At 33.1% G+C, this 21145-nt stretch carries 11 protein-coding genes; 7 read left to right on the top strand and 4 right to left on the bottom strand.

Annotation, left to right across the window (positions count from 1 at the left end; translation table 11 throughout):
- Positions 1 to 10 precede the first annotated feature (10 nt).
- Entirely contained in the window at positions 11 to 565 is a 555-nt protein-coding gene (locus MOV50_RS00055; protein WP_321778410.1) for a class I SAM-dependent methyltransferase, read from the top strand.
- On the opposite strand, the gene MOV50_RS00050 is transcribed toward MOV50_RS00055, so the two are convergent.
- Genes MOV50_RS00050 through MOV50_RS00040 form a run of 3 tightly spaced genes read right to left on the bottom strand, consistent with a single transcriptional unit; the run spans position 562 to position 2987 of the window.
- Positions 562 to 1644: a DNA alkylation repair protein gene (locus MOV50_RS00050; RefSeq protein ID WP_321778409.1), complete on the bottom strand. Its 1083-nt coding sequence runs from the start codon at positions 1642 to 1644 to the stop codon at positions 562 to 564. The genes MOV50_RS00055 and MOV50_RS00050 overlap by 4 nt on opposite strands.
- A gap of 31 nt (positions 1645 to 1675) precedes the next feature.
- Positions 1676 to 2308, bottom strand: coding sequence for a hypothetical protein (locus MOV50_RS00045; RefSeq protein WP_321778408.1), 633 nt, complete (start codon positions 2306 to 2308; stop codon positions 1676 to 1678).
- A gap of 10 nt (positions 2309 to 2318) precedes the next feature.
- Entirely contained in the window at positions 2319 to 2987 is a 669-nt protein-coding gene (locus MOV50_RS00040) for a hypothetical protein (RefSeq protein WP_321778407.1), read from the bottom strand.
- 131 nt (positions 2988 to 3118) lie between these two features.
- Between MOV50_RS00040 and MOV50_RS00035 the strand changes: the two genes are divergently transcribed.
- Together MOV50_RS00035 and MOV50_RS00030 are read left to right on the top strand one after the other, a co-directional pair.
- Positions 3119 to 3748 carry a hypothetical protein gene (locus tag MOV50_RS00035; protein WP_321778406.1) on the top strand — a complete coding sequence of 210 codons (630 nt, stop codon included), beginning with the start codon at positions 3119 to 3121 and terminating at the stop codon, positions 3746 to 3748.
- A complete protein-coding gene (locus tag MOV50_RS00030; protein WP_321778405.1) occupies positions 3748 to 6807 on the top strand; it encodes a hypothetical protein in 3060 nt (1019 codons plus the stop codon). Before MOV50_RS00035 ends, MOV50_RS00030 begins: the two co-directional genes overlap by 1 nt.
- 52 nt (positions 6808 to 6859) lie before the next feature.
- Here the strand turns inward: MOV50_RS00030 and recO are convergent, their stop codons facing one another.
- Positions 6860 to 7480, bottom strand: a complete 621-nt coding sequence (gene recO, locus MOV50_RS00025) for a recombination protein RecO (RefSeq protein WP_321778404.1) — start codon at positions 7478 to 7480, stop codon at positions 6860 to 6862.
- Positions 7481 to 7657: 177 nt separating this feature from the next.
- Here recO and gltB point away from each other — a divergent pair, with 177 nt between their 5' ends.
- The 4 genes from gltB (at position 7658) to MOV50_RS00005 (ending at position 21036) form a co-directional block, all read left to right on the top strand.
- Complete coding sequence (gene gltB, locus MOV50_RS00020) at positions 7658 to 12097, top strand: glutamate synthase large subunit (protein WP_321778403.1); 4440 nt, start codon at positions 7658 to 7660, stop codon at positions 12095 to 12097.
- Positions 12098 to 12099: 2 nt separating this feature from the next.
- Positions 12100 to 13485: a glutamate synthase subunit beta gene (locus MOV50_RS00015; protein ID WP_321778402.1), complete on the top strand. Its 1386-nt coding sequence runs from the start codon at positions 12100 to 12102 to the stop codon at positions 13483 to 13485.
- A 240-nt stretch (positions 13486 to 13725) separates the two neighbouring features.
- Positions 13726 to 14394, top strand: a complete 669-nt coding sequence (locus MOV50_RS00010) for a hypothetical protein (RefSeq protein ID WP_321778401.1) — start codon at positions 13726 to 13728, stop codon at positions 14392 to 14394.
- A gap of 9 nt (positions 14395 to 14403) precedes the next feature.
- Positions 14404 to 21036, top strand: a complete 6633-nt coding sequence (locus MOV50_RS00005) for an RHS repeat-associated core domain-containing protein (RefSeq protein ID WP_321778400.1) — start codon at positions 14404 to 14406, stop codon at positions 21034 to 21036.
- The last annotated feature ends 109 nt before the right edge of the window (positions 21037 to 21145 follow it).

Raw genomic sequence — 21145 nt, 5'->3', positions numbered from 1 at the left:
AGGAAGAATTATGTTAGAAGATAAACAAAGATGGAACGAAAGATATCAAGAGAACCCAATGCCTGATAATGTTAGTGTTGTTCTTGAGAAGTATATTGATAATGTAAATGTTGGGAAAGCCCTTGATGTTGCTTGTGGAATTGGAAGAAACACACACTTTCTTGCAACAAAAGGCTTTGATATAGATGCTGTTGATATTTCAGACTATGCTTTAAGTAAAGTAAAAAAATCACCAACCATAAATAAGATAGAAATTGATTTAGATAAGTACAACATAACTGCAAATAAGTATGACCTTATACTAAATACAAACTATCTAAACCGTCGTTTGCTCTCTCAAATGAAAGAGGGGCTAAAGCAAGGGGGAGTTGTTATATTTGAAACCTTTATAGTTGCTCATGGCGACTTTAAACTCCCAACGATGAACTTGGACTACCTTTTGCGTAAAAATGAGCTTTTGCACTCATTTATAGGCTTAGATGTTATCTACTATGAAGAGCGAATAGATACGAATCTTAGAGGCGAGAGAATCAAAGTAGCATCTATTGTTGCTCAAAAAAACTAAGTTAAAAAAAACTCTTCTTTTGCAAATATTTCTCCATTGATTACAATGGAGAGTTTGTGTAAACCTTTATAATAAACTCTTGTACTTATGGGTTTAAAAGAGTGCTTTTTAAAAACTTTTTTTTCATTTTTTTCAAAGATGCCTTCTGAAATTTTAAAAACTTTTGCATTATGTTTTTTATTTTTTCGTATAAACTCTAAAATATATTCTATTCTTAATTTTCCTAAATTATTTTGAGAATTTAAAATAAATGAAAACTCTAATTCCTCTCCCATTTTAAGCTCTTTACTTAGTTTAAATTCACCTAAAATTACAGCATCTGGACTCTTAAAACCAAAAAGATTTAAAATCTCTTTGTCACTACTCTTTAGTAAAGTTCTGCATCCATGTTTTAAAAGGGCATCTCTATTAGAATTTACTCCTATCCACTTAGATGCTAACTTTTTAACTACTTGTGGGTTGTCTTTTGAAATATCGTTGATATTATTTGCTACACTTTTTCGTACATACTCACTCTCATCATCTTTTAAAATATCAAGAATTTGTAAAACTTCAAAAGGCTCTTTTTTAAACTTAGGAAGTGCAATAGCCCAAGGAAGTCTAGGTCTGCAACCCTCAGAAGCTAGTCTTCTAACATGAAAGTTGTCTGATTTAGCCCAGATTAGCATCTGAGCGATTGTGGCATCTTGGTATTTTAATATAAACTTTCTTATTGCAAATTCACTAGATGACTCTATGGTAAAAAACTCCATAGCATCTATGGATATTTCAAAATTCTCAAGTCCATAAACTTCTACAAAGTCTTGAAATATCATATTCTCAAGGCGGTACGCATGATTTAGTTGTAAAAAACTTTTTTTTAAGATTTCTATAGCCCGTTCATAATCTTTTGGTAAAAATAGACCAAGAGTAGTACTTATATGCCTCATTCTCTCTTTTAATTCTTTAGTATCCCATTCATAATTGAAAATTGACTTGAAAAAACTCTCTTTATTAAAATCACCATAGACTAGAGTGAGTTCACTTGAAAGTATTTCCAAGTAAGATTTATTATAAATATTTTTTAACAACTCCGCCATATTAGTAGCCTTAGATTCATACCTACTCTAATTATTTTTTCACATTATAATTCAAATTAGCATCGATGTTGAAATATTGTAACTTGCGTAAAGTTTGAAATTCTATGCGTAATTTTTTATCTTCAACAGGGTACTTGACTTTATCGAAAAATACAAAACCTGTGATAGATTGTCCACTATGAACTATATCTTCACGCAAGGCTTGTTTAAAAAAGATAGAATTTACAGCTGATGTTTTCATCATTTGTCTATTGTCTACCATTGCTACAGGTTCATTAATTCCAGGAAAAGTAGTAACGCTATTGCGTATTGTCTTCTTTAGTAAATCAGCATTAGACTGCTTAACTGTTTTATTTCCAACTACAATAACAGTCTCTAATGAACGCACTAATACATCCTGAGAAGCATTGTTTGTTATAGTAACAAGTAAAGGAACATAGCCTTTTGGTTCAAGTTCATCCGAGAAGTAAGTTTCTTGCATCTCCTCACTAACACCTGTTACTGCTATACTAATCTTGTATTTTGTTGTAGAGTCTTCCATCATACTAGCATCACGAAAAGGCAATTTTTGATTTAGTGCTTTAGCTTCATCTGTGTTTGAAGGATTAGCTCCACAACCTACAATTAACAGTGATACAAATAAAAATAATAATATTTTACTCATCTATCTTCCTTTACTTCATCTCTAAGCCGGCAGTTGAAATCAACTGACGCATGTCACTAAAAAGACCCTTTAACCCAGGTGCTGTTAACTCTGAGAGTTGTCCTCTACTCATACTTCCATCTGTCAATATTTTAGACTCTCTATTTACCACATCTGCCCATACAACAGTTCCGCTATTTAAGTGAATAAGCTGTGTAAATGTTTTGACACTGAAAATTAGATTGTAAGTATATATCATCATATCTTTACCCTCTTTTTTACGAAGAAGGTTAAAGTCTATCAAGTCACTAACTAAAATCATATCAACATTATGCTCTAGTGCTAAAAACTTCAAGGCTTTAGCATCTAAGACTTTAGGAAGCTTTTCATCTATAAAAACAGTCTCTTTAAAGAGTCCACTATTTTTAAACTCTTGGTACATCATCTTAGAAAAACCATTTGGAATAGGCTCTTTGTAAAACTCATCCTTCTCATCAAAAAACTTATAAGGTCTTGAGTCCCTCGCTGTCATAATTCCCACTTTAAGAGGGTACTTCATAGGCATTTTATAACCATATGACGCTTGATACATCATGCTTGGTCCTGCCCCTTTACCAGACGGAGCTGGTTTAGCCGGTATACAACCACCAAGAATTAACATAGAAATAATTGTTAAAGAAAACAATTTTAAAAACTTCATACACTCTCCTTTAAAGTTATTTACTTAATTAAAACATAAAAGAGCTAAAATAATTAGAAATAACCTTATATTAATTTAGATATAAATATAATTGTTACACAAGTATACAATATGAACTAAAGGTTATACAGATGTTAAAAACTTTTTTTTTACTCAGCCTTCTAATATTATCTACTCCTCAAAACATATATGCCAAAGAAGCTTACTTTCCCAGTGAGAAAAAGCTGGTAGATGAATGTCATAGAGATTATTCGACTTCTTGTGTAAACAGACTTGCGCAACTTAGATTTAAGTACGCTGTAAAATCATTTATTTACATTAAAAAAACTGAAAATTTGCTTGCAGTTGAGTTACCTCTAATGTATGCTGAATCAGCAGTAGAATTAAATCCCCAAGAGAGTAAGTACTGGACTCTACTTGGTGAAATATATTCTTCACTTCATTCAGATGCTGCTCTTACACTATCAGAAGGCGCGTTGATAGAAGCACTGGAGTTAGATAGTTCAAACAATAAAGCTCGATTATTATTAGCATCTATTATGTACAGCCAAGAGAGGTTCTTCAAATCTAGCGAATTGATACTAGAAGCAATAGAGAGAGACAACTCTCTACTAACTAGAGAACTTGCAGAATCATTAGCACTAATTTATCTTATAGACAACAATACACAAAAAGGTTTAGAGTCTTTTCTAGAGTTAAAAGAAGAAACCAATATTGCCTTTCTTAATGAATTTATTAAACTCATGAAAAAGGTTCAGTAATGAAAAATATATTTTTTATAATTTTATTTTTTGTAACATCGCTCTTTAGTGCGGATGATATATCTTTTACACAAAAAGTACAATTTGAGCAGCAAAAGTACAACGATATAAAAAGAGGAAAAAAGAGTTTAGCAAGCGAACTTAAATCAACTCTTCCTCCTGAAGCTTTTAAGAAAAATGGAAAACTAAAGGCTGATCACCCTGCGGTTATAAAGGTAAGAAAAGCGTATAAACAAAGATCTGAAATCATTGGACTAGAAGCTCAAAATAAGTATAACCAAGCTTTAGAAACTGTTGGAAAAGATTCTCACTCTGGAGTAAATGCTCTAAGATCTGAGCTAAAAGAAAAAAAGAAAAAGATTTTTGATAAATACGAAGCAAGACTAAAGAAAAATCCTGATGGTAGCTTTAACAGAGATCATCCTAGTTTTAAAAAAATTAAAGCCCAAATGAATACAGAACTAGATAAAACACATAGAGAAATGAACCTAAGAGATGCATCTCGTAAGGAGTATATACAAAAAACCTTTGGAGATGCAAAGCTTGAATACGATATTAAAAATGGAAAAAAAGGTCTTAAATCTCCAACTATAAAAGCAAATGTTGAATTTGTTGGAAGTCCTCCAAATGATATAAAGAGTGATTTAGATATGAACTCTCGAAACGATAAAGAGTTTAAAAAGATAATTAAAAATGATAAAAGCTGGGTTGAATACTCTGATAGGTTTGTAAATACAAAACATGACATTACTACTTGGAAGAAGAATTCTTTAGGAAAAGGTATAAAGGGCAAAGTAGGACAAAGTTCTCATGATTCTGAGATGGTATTTGGTGCACAAAAAAATAGTGACAGCTTTCCTACTACAGATGGTAAAAGATATGCTAGTGGTGCTAAGAACTACAACAAAGCAAATGCGATAACATCTAATCAAATTAAGTATGTACATAGTTATGGAGATAAAACACCCAGTAATATAAACATTGACAACATTGATTCTATTGATACTAAAACAATGGCAAAAAGTACGTACAAATCTATGGAAATTGCAGAGGTCTCTGTAGATGGTAAGTTTAAAAAACAACTTAAAGATTTAAAAGATGGTAAAAGCGTAGAAGAAGCTTTAGACCTTTTTGGTCACTCCAAAAATGAAAAAAACAAAAGAGTAAAAGAACTACTAGTAAATTCAAAGAATACTATGGCAGAGAGTTACGATAAAGCTTCAACAGAAAATACAAAAAATTTAAATAACCTCGAAGATAAGCGTCAAAAACTCATAAAAGAAAAGGCTTCGACTAAAGAGATAAAAAAAGTTGAAAAGAAGTTATACAAAGAAAAACTGTTTTTACAAGAAAATAAAGCAGTTTTAGGAGAACTTGCGACTATAAACCCTAAAGTAACAGGAGATATGGTTTCAAAAGAAGTTGATGTTATCCGTAAAACAGATGGTTCATACTATAGTGTTGATAAAAAAAGAAATATGTCATCTAGTGAAATAAAAGAGCATATTACAGGAGATATGAACACTAAAACTGCGAAAAAATCTCAATTTGTAGATGTAAGTAGTAGTTATTTTAGCAAAGGGAAAAAGAAAATTGTTGCACTAAATAGTTCAAAGTCTGTCAAAGGTCTCAAAGTAGGTATAGGCTATCTTGACTTGGCACTTGGAACAGTAAAAGCAGCCGAACAAGCTGTTATGGAAGAAAAAGAGGGAGACTCTTATTTAAAAACATATCTTAAAACTCTTTACTACACTACACCAGTAAAAGGTTTAACAGATCTTCAAAAATCTAGCACTTTTAGTGCATTGGATAACTACAAAAAAGCCATGAAAGCATCTGGCAAAGAAAATGACACTTTCACTCAAGCAAAAAATTTAGCTAAACATGGGTCAATTGCTCTATTTAATATGGGTTACACTTTTATTAAAGGAACAGTTACCGGTTTTTATGACACAGGTGCAGATACTGGTAAGTATCTAGAAAAAGCGACAAGAACTGAAAATGAAGAAAAAAGTCTACATGATAAAGATGTAATGGAGCAAAGACTTGCAAGTTACAACACTAACAAGCTTGGTTTTTTATATGACGAAGCTAGCAGTCTTGACTTGAATAATAAAAAAGCAAAAGAGGATTTTAACAACAAACTCAATAGATACATAAAACAATGGAACAAACGAGAAGATGCTTCTATGTTTTCACAAAGAGCCATATCTTTAAAAAATGCACTTAATAAAACTTCTGTAGAGGTCGTTGTTAAAGAGAAAAAAAAAGATGATAACCCTTTTGCAGCAGACATGTCAAATGACCTCTTTGCAGATGTTGACCAAAACAAAGTAAACGATGTAAAAAGACAACTTGAAAATAATAAGCAAAGAGAAAAAGCATATACTGCTAGTAAAATCTCTTCAAAAGTAAGTTCACTATCTGATGAGTCAAGAAGAAAGTGGGCAGCACGAGCAGCTGCAGCTGCAGAGATGCAACAGACACTGCAACAAGTATCTCAACAGATGAATGATATCAGAGCTAAAGAGAGGGCTCAAGACAAAAGATACGCAGAAGTTGCAGCTCAAAATAAAACAAACCTTTATAATTCGCAAAGAAAACAATATGACTATAACACTCAACCAAAAAAGAGTGCTAGTGGATATCAGATTATTGACCCATATGCACAGAGATATGCTTCTTCTCTTCAAAAAAAGACAACTAAACCAAAGCCTAAATCTAAACCAAAGCCTGTTTTTGTAGCACCAAAGCCTAAACCAAAACCAAAACCTGTTTTTGTAGCACCAAAGCCTAAACCAAAACCAAAACCTGTTTATGTTGCACCTAAAAAATGCTCCGATTATACTTTAATGATATGGCAAAGTGGAGGCACAGCACTTGCACCAAGTGATCTATGTGCAAAAAAAATGAACCAAAATTATAAAAATTCTATAGTTATATGTGGGAAGACTATATATGGGGGAGATGATATATTACTTATTAACTTACAGAAATTCTCTGGCTTTTATGTGTTAAAAGATAAAAATAAAAAAACAATATGTGAAGAAGACAGATAAAAAATTAGAAGACTACAACATGGAAGTAATAATAGGAAGGGATGGTAGCCTTTTATAAACCCTCTAGCAAAACATTCCAAAGTCTATCAACTTCTTTATCATTTAAAAAAAGAGATGATTTGTTAAAAAATAGTTCGTGTAATGCCAGTTTATTTATACCAAGTGTATGTGAGCATTGTGTATGTGTTGGTAAAAAAGCACGAATAACAGATATTTCATTATCTTGTATCTCTAAAGAACATAAAAAACATTCCATCTCTTTGTGAAGTCGTCCTTCATGTTCTAATAATTTCACATAAGATTCTATTGCTACTCTTTTTGGATTTTGAGTTCCCCAGATATCTGAAGCATTATCTAAAAGTTCAAAGTAAAAGTCGCCTATTTCTTCTGAGTCCTGGAGATGCTTGTGAAAAAGTTTTAAAAAATCTTGCCATAATTTTAAAAGTTTATAGTCATTTATCCATTTAAAGCCAATATGAATGACATCTTTTAACCTAGAAATAGTTGATTTTGCAGAACCTTCCTTTTCATAATCAATTTTAAATCCAATATTTATGCTTCCATGTCTTGCTCCATAGAACCTATAAAGAGTATCTAAGTTGCCCTTAGATATTATGGTAACTATTAAGTCCTCATCTTTTACTTTGTTAAGATTTATGATGTAACCCTGCATTTTTAGCTTCTTTTATACACAATTTGTAATTATATTTTGATAATTTTTACATAATTATGCTTCTTTAAACCTTTAAACGATACAATACAAACACTTTATTCTAAATATACTAAATATCTTTAAAAAGAGATTAAATTTAGAATATTTAGTTGTAAATTTACAAATTTTGGAGTGATTATGACAAAACATCATGATTTATTAAGATCATTTAAAGATAACTGTGGTTTTGGACTTGTAGCCAATATCAAAAATAAAGCTTCTCATAAAGTTTTAAATGATGCAGTTACAGCACTAGAGAGAATGATGCATCGCGGTGCGGTTGCAGCAGATGGAAAAACAGGCGATGGAAGTGGTTTGCTTCTTTCTATGCCATATGATTTTCTTCGTAATGTAGCATCGCAAAGTGATGTTGAACTTCCTAAGCAATTTGCAATTGCTTCTGTTTTTACAAAAAACAAAAAACATTTAAAAACTTTAGAAGATATTTGTGCAAACAATGATTTAAAAGTAGTTTTAACTCGTGAAGTTCCCATAAATACAGATGCTCTTGGTGCTCAAGCTATGGAGTCTTTACCAAATATTATACAGCTTTTTATCACTCCAAACTCTATTATGGCTACAAATAGATTTGATGCCCTCTTGTATCTTTCTCGTAAAGAAACAGAGCATAAACTCATAAAAGATAGAGATTTTTATATATCTTCAATGAGTTCAAAAGTTCTTTCATATAAAGGTCTTGTTATGCCAACGCATATTAAAGAGTTTTATACTGATCTTCAAAGTGAAGAGTTTAAAATCTCTTTTTCTCTCTTTCATCAAAGATTTTCAACAAATACACTTCCAGAATGGAGATTGGCTCAACCGTTTCGTGCAGTTGCACATAATGGAGAAATCAATTCAGTTGAAGGAAATCGCTTAAATGTAGAAATAAAATCTGAATCTATTAAAAGTGAAGTTTTTACTCCAGAGGAGATAGATAGAATTCTTCCAATTTTACAACTAAACTCATCCGATAGTGCATCTGCTGATAACTTTTTTGAATTTTTGATAGTTAATGGTATGGACTTTTTTAAAGCAGTTCGTGGAGTTATCCCATCTGCTTGGCAAAATGCTCCTCACATGGACCCAGAACTTCGTGCTTTTTATGAGTATCACTCAACTGTATTTGAAGCATGGGACGGACCTGCCGCTTTTTCTGTAACTGATGGTCGTTATATTGGCTGTGTATTAGATAGAAATGGACTCCGTCCATCAAAATATATAGTTACAAAAGACAATAACCTTCTTATAGCTAGTGAGTACGGTGTTGTTGATATCGCAGAAGAAGATATCAAAGAAAGAGGGCGACTTCAATCAGGAGAGATGCTAGGACTTGACCTTAAATTTGGGAAACTTCTTAAAAATGATGAGATAAACGATTATTTAAAAAGCTCAAATCCTTATATGAAATGGTTAAATGAGCATATGATTTATCTTCAAGAACATGTTGAAGTTCAGTATGAAACTCAATGTGAATTTGATAAAGATGATTTTATTAAAAGACAAAGATTTTTTAATGTTACTCAAGAGGTTGTAGAGCAAGTAATCGAACCTATGATAATAGATTCTAAAGAAGCTGTTGGAAGTATGGGAGATGATACTCCACTTGCAGCATTCTCAAATAAACAAAGAAATTTTACAGATTATTTTAAACAAAAGTTTGCTCAAGTTACAAATCCACCAATAGACCCAATTCGTGAAAAAGTTGTAATGAGTTTAAATACAGGTTTTGGTGAAATTCACAATATGCTAGATGAAATTCCATCTCATGCGCATAGACTTAAATCTATTTCTCCAATCATAACCTTAGAAAAGCTAGATGTTCTTAAATCTTTTGGAGATAAAAAGTCACCTCGTTATCAAGTTTTTTATCACAATACAGTTTTCTCAACTGCATATACAACTTCTTTAAAAGATTCTTTAGATACTTTAGTAAAAAAAGTTATAGATTCAGTTAAAAATGATGGCACTAGAATTATCATCTTAGATGATTATGGTTTTGATGTAAAAACTAAAGTTATGCCTATGGCAATGGTTATTGGACGAATTAACTTTGCACTAATTAAAGAAAAAATTCGCCATTTAGCATCTCTGATTGCTGTAACAGGTGAAGTTATTGACTCTCATAGTGCGGCTGTTCTTATTGGTTATGGTGTAAGTGCGATTTATCCAAATCTTCTTTTTGCAACAGTTGTAGATAGGATTCAAAGTTCAAGAGCTCTAAAAATGGAGTGTAGTGAAGGTATAAAATCAGTTCACGCAGCCCTTAATAGTGGTCTTTTAAAAATCATGTCAAAAATGGGAATAGCAACGATAGCTTCATATAGGAATGCTGGTCTTTTTGATGTATTAGGCTTAAATGATGAGATTGTAATTGATTGTTTCCTTAGTTCAAACTCAGAGTTAGGCGGACTTAACTATAAAGATATTGATGAGAGAATTTCAAGATACCATAAAGAAGCTTTTGTAGAAGATGGCTTTAAGAAAATTTTTCCATTAAATATTGGTGGTTATTATAAATTTTATAATGAACAAGAACATCATGATTATGGTCCTGCTGTAATTCATGCAATTCATAAAGTATCAAATAGTGGTAAAAAAGAAGACTTTAAAGCTTTAACTGATTTAATAAATAACAGAGGGCTTAAATTTATTCGTGACTTTTTTGATTTAAAATCACCTAAAAAAGCTATTGATATTAGTGAAGTAGAATCAAAAGAAAAAATCTTTAAAAGATTTGCATCTGCTGCTATGAGTCTTGGTTCAATAAGTCCTGAGGCACATGAAACTATCGCAATAGCGATGAATAGAATAGGTGCTCAATCAAACTCTGGTGAGGGTGGAGAAGATAAAGATAGATTTGGGACTGAGAGAGTTTCAAAAATTAAACAAGTTGCATCTGGTAGATTTGGTGTTACGCCTGCATATCTTAGAAGTGCTGAGGAAATTCAGATAAAAGTTGCTCAAGGTGCAAAACCTGGTGAAGGTGGACAACTTCCAGGGCATAAAGTAACGCCACTTATTGGTAAACTTCGTAATACAGTTCCAGGAGTTACTCTTATTTCTCCTCCTCCGCATCATGATATTTACTCTATTGAAGATTTATCACAACTTATTTTTGACATCAAACAAGTAAATCCTAAGGCTAGAGTAGCTGTAAAACTTGTTTCAACAATAGGCGTTGGAACTATTGCCGCTGGTGTTGCAAAAGCTTATGCAGATAAAATTATCATCTCTGGTGGAGATGGTGGTACAGGTGCCGCTCCACTCACATCTATAAAGTTTGCAGGTAATCCATGGGAAATAGGTTTAAGTGAGGCGCATAATGCTTTAAAAGCTAATAACCTGCGTGGATTGGTTGAGCTTCAAACAGATGGTGGTTTAAAGTCAGGCTTAGATGTTGTAAAAGCCGCTCTTTTAGGTGCTGAATCTTATGCTTTTGGTACAGGTGTTTTAACAATAGTTGGTTGTAAAATGCTTCGTATTTGTCATGTAAATAAATGTTCAGTAGGAATTGCTACTCAAAATGAGAAACTTCGTGAAGAGTTTTTTAAAGGTCATGTTGATCAAGTTATAAATTACTTTACACTTTTAGCCGAAGATGTTCGCTCTATCATGGCTGAGCTAGGTTTTTCTACTATGGAAGAGTTGATAGGTCAAGTTGATATATTAGTTCCTAAAGATGATGAATTTGTGAAAAAATTTGATTTTTCTTCTATACTTCATAAAGAAAAAGGTGTAAATACTCATCAGCAAAAATTTAACCACCCTTTTGATGATAATGCTTTTGAAAAAGATGTTTTAAAAGAGGCTATGACAGCTATAAAACATCCAGAACACCCGATACGCATAAATAGAGAGATAAAAAATATACATAGAAGTTTTGGAGCTTTAGTTTCTGGTGAAATTGCTCAATACTATGGTGATAAAGGTCTAAAAGCAGATACGATTAAGATTAAGCTAAAAGGTATAGCAGGTCAAGCACTTGGAGCTTTTTTAATCCCTGGTGTTTCTATTCACTTAGAGGGTGTTGCAAATGACTATATCGGTAAAGGTATGCATGGTGGTAAAATCATAATTACTTCTAAAAATGAGGGTGAAATTTTTGGAGCAGGTGGTAACACTTGTCTTTATGGTGCTACTGGTGGTAAACTTTATATCTCTGGAAGTGTTGGAGAAAGATTTGCTGTTCGTAACTCTGGAGCAACTGCTATAGTAGAAGGAACAGGCGATAACGCATGTGAATATATGACTGGCGGTATTGTACTTATCCTTGGTCGTACTGGTATCAACTTTGGTGCTGGTATGACAGGCGGAATTAGTTTTGTGTATGACGCAGACCATAGTTTTGTTGAAAATGTAAACCGTGAACTCGTAGATGCTATCCGAATAGATACAGATGAAGGTGCAGATGCTAGACATCTACTCAAAAAACTGCTTAAAGATTATGTAGTTGAAACTGAGAGTAAAAAAGCAAAAGATTTGATAGATAATTTCAGAGTAGAAGTAAGAAATTTTTGGCTTGTTAAACCTAAAAATTTAACGAAATTACCTTTAAACTTAGAGAATGGAGATTAATAATGAGAGAATATTTAGCAACTGAAAGACTTAATCCAACTAAAAGATTAGTGGTAGAAAGAACAAAAGATTTTGGTGAGATTTATGAAGTATTTGACCGTGATGATGCTTCTACTCAAAGTGAAAGATGTATCCAATGTGGTGACCCATTTTGTTTAAATAAATGTCCACTTCATAACTACATTCCTCAATGGTTGAAATCTATTGCCCAAAAAGATTTAGAATTTGCTTTTAAACTATCTAATGAGCCTTCGCCATTTCCTGAAGTAATGGGAAGAGTTTGTCCTCATGATAAACTTTGTGAAGGAGATTGTACTTTAAATGATGGACATGGTGCTATTACTATTGGTTCTATTGAAACTCACATAACAGAAGAGGGTTTTAAGGCTGGGTATAAGCCAGAATTTCCAGGAATCACAACTAGTAAAAGTGTTGCTGTTATAGGAAGTGGTCCTGCTGGACTCTCTGTTGCAACATATCTACTTCGTTCTGGCATCGCTGTAACTATGTATGAGAGAAGTGATAGAGCAGGTGGGCTTTTAACTTATGGTATTCCAAATTTTAAACTTGATAAAAAAATAGTAGAGCGACGCGTAAAATTACTAAAAGAAGCAGGTTTAAAGCTTGTTTTAAATTGTGAAGTTGGTAAAGATATAGCTTTTGAAGAGTTAGCTAATTCTAATGATGCAATGTTTATAGGTGTTGGTGCTACAAAGGCTAAGAGTGCTTCTTTATTGGGAGAAAAAGCAGATGCTGTATATGATGCTATGGAGTATTTAACTGCTATGCAGAGAAAAAACTTTAAACTTTCATATGATAAAAAGTTTGACTTTAAAGACTTGAATGTTGTTGTTATTGGTGGTGGAGATACTGCTATGGACTGTCTTAGAACTGCTAAAAGAGAAGAAGCAAGAAGTGTAAACTGTCTATATCGTAGAGATGCACACAACATGCCAGGAAGTAAAAAAGAGTATAAAAATGCTATGGAAGAGGGTGTTGATTTTACTTTTTTTGTATCTCCAAAAGAGATAGTTTTAGATGAAAAATCTAATGTAATTGCCGTGGAAGTAGTTAAAACAACTCTTGGTGTAAAAGATGAAAGTGGTCGTCAAAGAATAGAAGAGCTAAAGGGAAGTGAAACAAGAATTCAAGCTGATATAGTTATCATGTCTTTAGGTTTTAATCCAGAAATACCTGCTTTTTTAGCAGAAAATGGCATCGAAACAAATAGTTGGGGAGGAGTGATTATAAATGAAGAAACTCATGAAACAACTACTTCTGGCATCTATGCTGGCGGTGATTGTTATAGAGGTGCAGACTTAGTTGTAACAGCTGCTTATGATGGACGGGAAGCTGCTAGAAGTATAGCAAAATCTCTACTAAAATAAATTAACTTTTTTCCCCTTATTATTCTCAGCTTATACTGAGGATAATAATTTTTAAAAACTAAAACTTTATTTTTAACTTTTTATAATATTTGTTTCTTTTCGTAGCATATCATATGAATATACTTGATACATATTCTCATAATGGACTAATTGAATACTTTTTTAATAAAATCATACCTTAGACTCTAAAACTAATATTATTAAATAAATTAGCTTTAAATTTATGCTAAGGGAAAATAGATGAATGAACGAATTTATCAAGGTGTAGTAGGTGTTTTAGTAGTAGCTGTTTCAGTTGCTTCTTATCAACTCTACAAAAAAGAATCACCGGTTAATGTGACAACAAATGTAGCTAAAGGCGTAGATATCGCTGCTATAAAGCCAAAGTATCAATATATTAGTTCTAAAGAACTACTTATGCAACAGCAAAGAAGAAATAACTTTGAAAAAGTAAAGCTAAATGCTTCTCTTGTGGAACTTCGTAATAGTACACAAAAAAGTATGCAGATGATAAAGGATTATAATGAAAAATATCCTAATAATCCAATCACACAGGAGTTTGAATTTAATGCTCTGCAAGATAGTAATTATGACTTTGACACAGTTCAAGTACAGCCTAGTTCAAAACAGGTTCAAAAAGGAGTAAAAGAGACCAATAAAAGACTTGAACTAGCACAAGAAGGTATTACAAGTAATTATGGTGGTGCTACAGGTTCTTATGGTGGTTCATCACAGACAAATAAAACATCTACTGAAGCTTCGCAACAAACAAATAAAACTACAGCTTCTAAAAGTAAAAAGACAACTCCTTCAACTGAGAAAGAAGTAGATGTAGAATTAGTAGCTTATCAAGCCTCAATTAATGATATTACAAAAGTAATAGAACAAATCAATAATAATTTGAATTAGGAGTTAGTGATGAAATTTAAACATATACTTTTAACACTACTGTTTTTATCCATCAATGCTTATGCTATTGTTGGAGCGACTAAAGGTAGTGCAGATGTTGCACAAGGTAGTTTTACTTACGATGTGGAGGTCATAACTCCTAAAGGAGTTTCAGGTCTTCAACCCTCACTGAGACTAAACTACAACTCTTCAAACAGTGGCAACTCCATCTTTGGTGTTGGTTTTTCTATTTCAGGTCTTAGTAGCATTACTAAGTGTAATGAATCATTGTTTGATGAAAAGGCAGATAGTTCACGAAATTACAACTATTGCCTTGATGGACAAAAGCTACTTTTAGTAGATACTGCACAAGAGTATGGAAGTGAGAACAGTGAATATAAAACTGAGATAAACAACCATAGCAAGATAGTTAAAACTAAAACTTCTTGGAAGGTATGGTCTAAAGATGGACTCATACATGAGTATGGAAATACAGCAGACTCAAATGATGGAGAGGTTTTTTACAAGATAAGTAAAATCTCTGATAGATACGATAATGATATAGACTTTATCTACGCATCTGGTAATAATCACAGATATATAAAACAGATAAAGTACTCAAACAACACTATAGACTTTATATATGAAGATAGAGATGATAAAAAGAAACTCTCAACTAGAGGGGTTACGACAAATATAGATAAACGAGTAAAAAAAATCTCAATCAACACAGCAAATAAAGAAGTATCTTCTTATGAGCTGAACTATGAATACAGTAATAACTTTTCAAGAATAACAAATATAACTGAGTGTGCTAATGGTGAGTGTTTGGAGCCTGTTGTGTTTGGGTGGGAAGAAACTTTAAGTAAATTTGGTGAGATGGAGAATTGGGGGCAGAATTCTACTGATAATCTTTTTTATAGAACAACATATTCATTATCAGATGGTAGTGCGATGAGTAGCTTCATAGATTTAAATGGAGATGGATTACCTGATAAAGTTCATTATTATAATACTGCAACAAGTCAATATGGTTATTGGGTACAGATAAATACAGGTCATAGTTTTGGAGAGATGGAGAACTGGGGACAGAATGCGACAGACAATGCCCAGTATAGACCAACTTGGACTGGTACAAATGGTTCACACAGTAGTTTCTTAGATGTAAATGGAGATGGTTTACCAGATAGAGTACATCATTATAATTATTTTACAGGTAAATATGCATACTGGGTGCAATTAAATACTGGTCATAGTTTTGGTCCAATGGAAGATTGGGGAGGTTCTACGCATACTAGTCAATATAACCAAACATGGTCAGATGCTTCAGGTACATTAAGTAGCTTTTTAGATGTAAATGGAGATGGTTTACCAGATAGAGTACACCATCATAATTATTTTACAGGTAAATATGCATACTGGGTGCAATTAAATACTGGTCATAGTTTTGGTCCAATGGAAGATTGGGGAGGTTCTACGCATACTAGTCAATATAACCAAACATGGTCAGATGCTTCAGGTACATTAAGTAGCTTTTTAGATGTAAATGGAGATGGTTTACCAGATAGAGTACACCATCATAATTATTTTACAGGTAAATATGCATACTGGGTGCAATTAAATACTGGTCATAGTTTTGGTCCAATGGAAGATTGGGGAGGTTCTACGCATACTAGTCAATATAACCAAACATGGTCAGATGCTTCAGGTACATTAAGTAGCTTTTTAGATGTAAATGGAGATGGCTTACCAGATAGAGTACACCACAATAATTATACAATTGGTCAGCGTGGATATTGGGTACAGATAAATTCTGGAAGTAGTTTTGGTGAGATGCAGAATTGGGGACAGAATGCAACATATAATGAACAATATAGACTAACTTATTCAGATGCTTCAGGTACATTAAGTAGCTTTTTAGATGTAAATGGAGATGGTTTACCAGATAGAGTTCACCACTACAATTATACAACAAGTCAATATGGATACTGGGTACAAATAAATACAGGTAGTAGTTTTGGTGAGATGGAGAATTGGGGGCAAAATGCTAGTAATCCTTTGGAGTATAGACAAAACTGGATAGGTGGACTTATAACATATAGTACTTTTTTAGATGTAAATGGAGATGGATTACCAGATAGAGTTCACCACTACAATTATACAACAAGTCAATATGGATACTGGGTACAGATAAACCAAACCAAAAAAGCAAAAATCATTTCAGTAAACAACTCAAAAGACCAAGACTTGCAAATAGAATATTCAACTCTTAGAGATGCTGAGATTTATACAGCTTTAGAAGATGCAGAACTTCCAGAGCTTGATATTAAAGCATCTCCTATGAGTATAGTAAAATCTTTTAAAGTTGCAGATGCAGTTGGTGGGTTTAATACTACTACATTTAAGTATGAAGGATTTAAAGTTCATAGAGAGAGAGGTTCTCTTGGATTTTCAAAAATAGAAACTTTTAATGATATTTCAAATACTAAAACCATTACAGAGTATCATCAAACCTTCCCATTTGTTGGAATCTCAAAAAACAGTGAGTCATATCTAGGAGAAAGCACAAAACTCTCTAGTGAGAGTAGTAGTATTCAACAGCAAAGCTACTTCAGTAATCCAGCTATCTTAAACTTAGAGATAACAGGAAATACTCAGATAAAGAACGATATCAACGGAGCTTACCTACTCACACATGAGACTATAAACTCAAACTTTGATAAGTACGGCAATATCCTAAACATTAAAACTACAACAAAGAACGACGCTGAGAACTACTCAATCATTACTCAGAATGTCTACACAAACGATGAGTCAAAATGGATACTATCTCGTCTGACTAGTGCAAAAGTGACACATGTTCATGCTGATGGCTCAACTGTTGAGAAGACATCTGCTTTTATCTATGATGTAGAGAAAGGAACTCTTAGCTCAGAGGTTATAGAACCAGCCAGTGCGAAACAACTTGTAAAATCATATCAGTATGACACTTCAGGTAATAAAATACTAGAGACAGTAAGTGGTACAGATATAGAAGCTAGAAGTACAAAGTATCTTTATGATGCACAGGGTAAAAATATTATCAAGATTATCAACTCTTTGGGACATAGTGAAAATAGAGAGTACGATATAAATAACCAGCTTATAAAAATAACTGGTCCAAATAGTTTAAGTACAAGCTTTAGTTATGACGCTATGGGTAAAAAAGTTCAAGAGTTAAGAGCTGATGGCTCATCTACTATTTGGTCCAATGCTTGGGATAACTCAATAGCAAACAGTATGTTTAGAGTTACTAAAAAGAGTACAGGTTCACCTGAGTCTATTGCCTACTTTAACAAAGCTGGTAAAAAGATAAGAACTATAAAAGTAGGCTTTGATGGTTCAAAAATCTATGAAGATACTTTCTACGATGCTTTAGGCAGAGTAGTAAAATATACAACTCCTCACTATGAAATAGATGCTTCTGTATACATCTACAATACATATGATGCACTTGGAAGAGTTACATCTACTGACAGACCAGGAGCAACAGGAAACAGAATCCAAAACACAGTAGTTTATAGCGGTCTTGATGTTACAACTACAAAAGCTAATACTCAAGCAAAAACTACTAAAAATAATATCATAGGTAAAAAGCTAAAAGTCATAGAGGGTAATTCTTTTATAGACTATAAGTATGATGCTTTTGGAAAGTTAGTACAAACTACAGACTCTAAAGGTAATGTAATTACTCTTACTTATGATTTATTTGGAAATAAAATAGGTATGAATGATCCGGATATGGGTATCTGGTCTTATGAGTATAACGCTCTTGGTAAACTTATAAAACAGACAGATGCAAAAGGTCAATTCTCTACTATGACTTATGACCTGCTTGGTCGTATGGTAAAAAGAGTAGAAGCTGAGGGTGAGACAACTTGGACTTATGACAGAAGTGTAAAAGGTATAGGAAAACTCTCTTATGTCCAAAACGCTGACTATAGGAAGGAGTTTTACTACGATAACTTTGGAAGACTACAAAATATAAAAGAGTTTATAGATGCTAATGTATTTAATACTTCTTATGTTTACAATAGTGAAGGTAAATTAGAGAAGACTATCAGTCCTGATGGTTTTACTTCTATCAACGAATATAATAAGCAAGGTTACCTACAAGCTGTAAAATCTCCAAAAGTTACTAGTAATCTCTACTCATACGATGAGATAAAAAATGCTATAGAAGATAGCTTAAATGTCTCGATGCAGTTTGCAAGTGAAGCGGTAAACTACTCTAATCAAGCAGAGAAACAGAGTGCAAAAGGAAATCTCTTTTTAGCTTTGGCAAACGATATAACAGATGAGAGTCTAAAAACACAGCTAAAAGAGACAGCAGCTCTCTCCATACAAACAGCTCTGCTTTTAAAGACATCTTCAAATGATGCACAAGATGAGTCCATAAAAGCACTAAACAGAGTAAATTACTTTCTCAAAATGGCTAGTAAGTTTAAAGATGCTAACTTCTATGAGTTTGTAGCATCTAAGTTTAGAGCACAAACCCGTTTCTACATAGATATGGCACTTGTAAATCTAAACAACGCCATCACTTCCGTAGATGGAATACTTGTAAATGGCTCACTAGAAGCTGCTTATCTGCAACAAGAAAAAGATATGATTAACTCTCATATTGCTCAAACACGGTCTCTTTTAGTGGCAGCACAGGGTCTTTCTCAAAAGGTTGTAAACTATAAGACTAAACATATAGATGCCGTAAATAAAATAGAGACACTTTCAAGCACAACATACTTTGATATGTTAGATGATAAAAACTATAACTACTTCTACAAGGTCTTAAAGGCTGATGAGTTTGGTAGAGTTATAAGTGATATTATCGGAAATGGTCTTATTACGAAAAAAGAGTACAACAAAGCGAATGGACATCTAAACTATATCACTACAGGCTATAACGGTGATAATGATATAAGAGATATCTCATATACCTTTGATGATATGAATAATGTTCTCTCACGCGTAGATGCAAAACAAAATATTACTTCTTCGTTTACTTATGATGCTCTAAACAGAGTTAGCTCTGCAAATATAACAGGAGATAGTTTTTCAACAGAGATACTTTATGCGTATGACTCTATAGGAAATATGTTAAGTAAATCAGACCTAGGCTCTTATGCTTACCAAAAAGCTCATCAAGTTGTAGCTGCGGGTTCTAACACTTATGAGTACGATGCAAATGGTAATGCCGTTAGAAAAAATGACACGACCATAACATACAGTTCTTATAACAAACCTACACAAATAGAAGACTCAAACCACAAGACAAACTTCTTCTACGCTCCAAACAGAGCAAGATACAAGAAGACTTTAGATGGAGATACAACATACTACGCAGGAAAACTCTTTGAAAAAGAGATAATAAATGCAAAAGTAAGATACAAAAACTTCATATACGCAGGCGGTAATCTTGTAGCTATAAATGTAGAAGAAGATGATGGAGAATTGCTTGTACCAAGTGTAAGATACTTACATAAAGGTGCACTTAATTCTACAGACACAGTTACAAATGAGTCAGGTGAAGTTATACAAAGACTGGCTTACAAACCTTTTGGCGAGAGAATAGTAGGTGATTGGATAAATCAAGTAGATGATGCTAACGCCATCACAAAAAGAGGATTTACAGGACACGAACACATAAGCGAGTTCAACCTTATACACATGAATGGAAGAGTTTATGACCCAGTAATAGGAAAGTTTCTAAGTGCTGACCCATACATACAAGCACCATATGATACGCAGAGTTATAACAGATACTCTTATGTTAAGAACAATCCGCTTAAGTATGTTGATCCTAGTGGGTTTTTCTTTGGGTCTATTGCTAAATTTTTTAAGAAGGTTGTTAACTTTGTTAAGAAAAATTGGAGGGTAATAGTTGCTGTTATTGTTGCAATAGTAATTACTGTGGTTACTTTAGGCACAGCTGCTCCAGCGGTAGCTGCTCTTTGGGCTGGCTGGTTTGGTACAGGGATTGGTGCTTCAATGGCTGCAGGGGCAGTAGCAGGTTTTGCCTCCGGGGCAATAATTACAGGAACATGGAAAGGTGCCTTGACCGGTGCCTTGACTGGTGCAATAGGTGGTGCTGTTGGTGGATACTATGCTGGTCTAAGTAAAGCTGGAGAAATGTCTAATATGGCTCAATTGGGAAGGGTTGTAGCTAAAGGTGCTGTCGGAGGAATAAACTCTAAGATAAATGGTGGTAAATTTGCTGATGGATTTAAGATGGGTATTGCCACTGCAAGTGCTAGATATCTTTATAATAGTTCGGTAGGTAAAGATACTACATTCAGAAAAGATGGCCCTAATCAGATGGGATTAAGTGGAGACACTAAGTCAGAATATAAACTTGTTGAGTTTGCTAATGAGCACATTGCTTCTGATAAATCAGAATTTATGAAAATGTTAAGTTGGCTTCCAGGAGTGAATTCTTTCGCAAAATTACATGATTCTTTCTTTATTACTAATGGAGGTTCTATGCCATTTAATATGTTAACAAACATTCCATCAATGGTACCAGCATTAGCAATAAATTATGCAGCACTATATGACAAACATAGTGTAGTTCTTGAAATGGATAGACATAAAAATGAAAGGAATATTTATCGTAGATTATTTTAGAGATAAAGATATATTTCAATGGTTGAAAATCCACTTTTAAGTTCTCACTCTTTAGGAGTGAGGACATATCAGTATGCTACTCTTACAACAGGAGAGTCTATTAAGTATA

The sequence above is a fragment of the Sulfurimonas sp. genome (assembly GCF_029027585.1).
Classification (GTDB): Bacteria; Campylobacterota; Campylobacteria; order Campylobacterales; family Sulfurimonadaceae; genus Sulfurimonas.
This window is presented reverse-complemented; position numbering and strand designations above follow the sequence as displayed.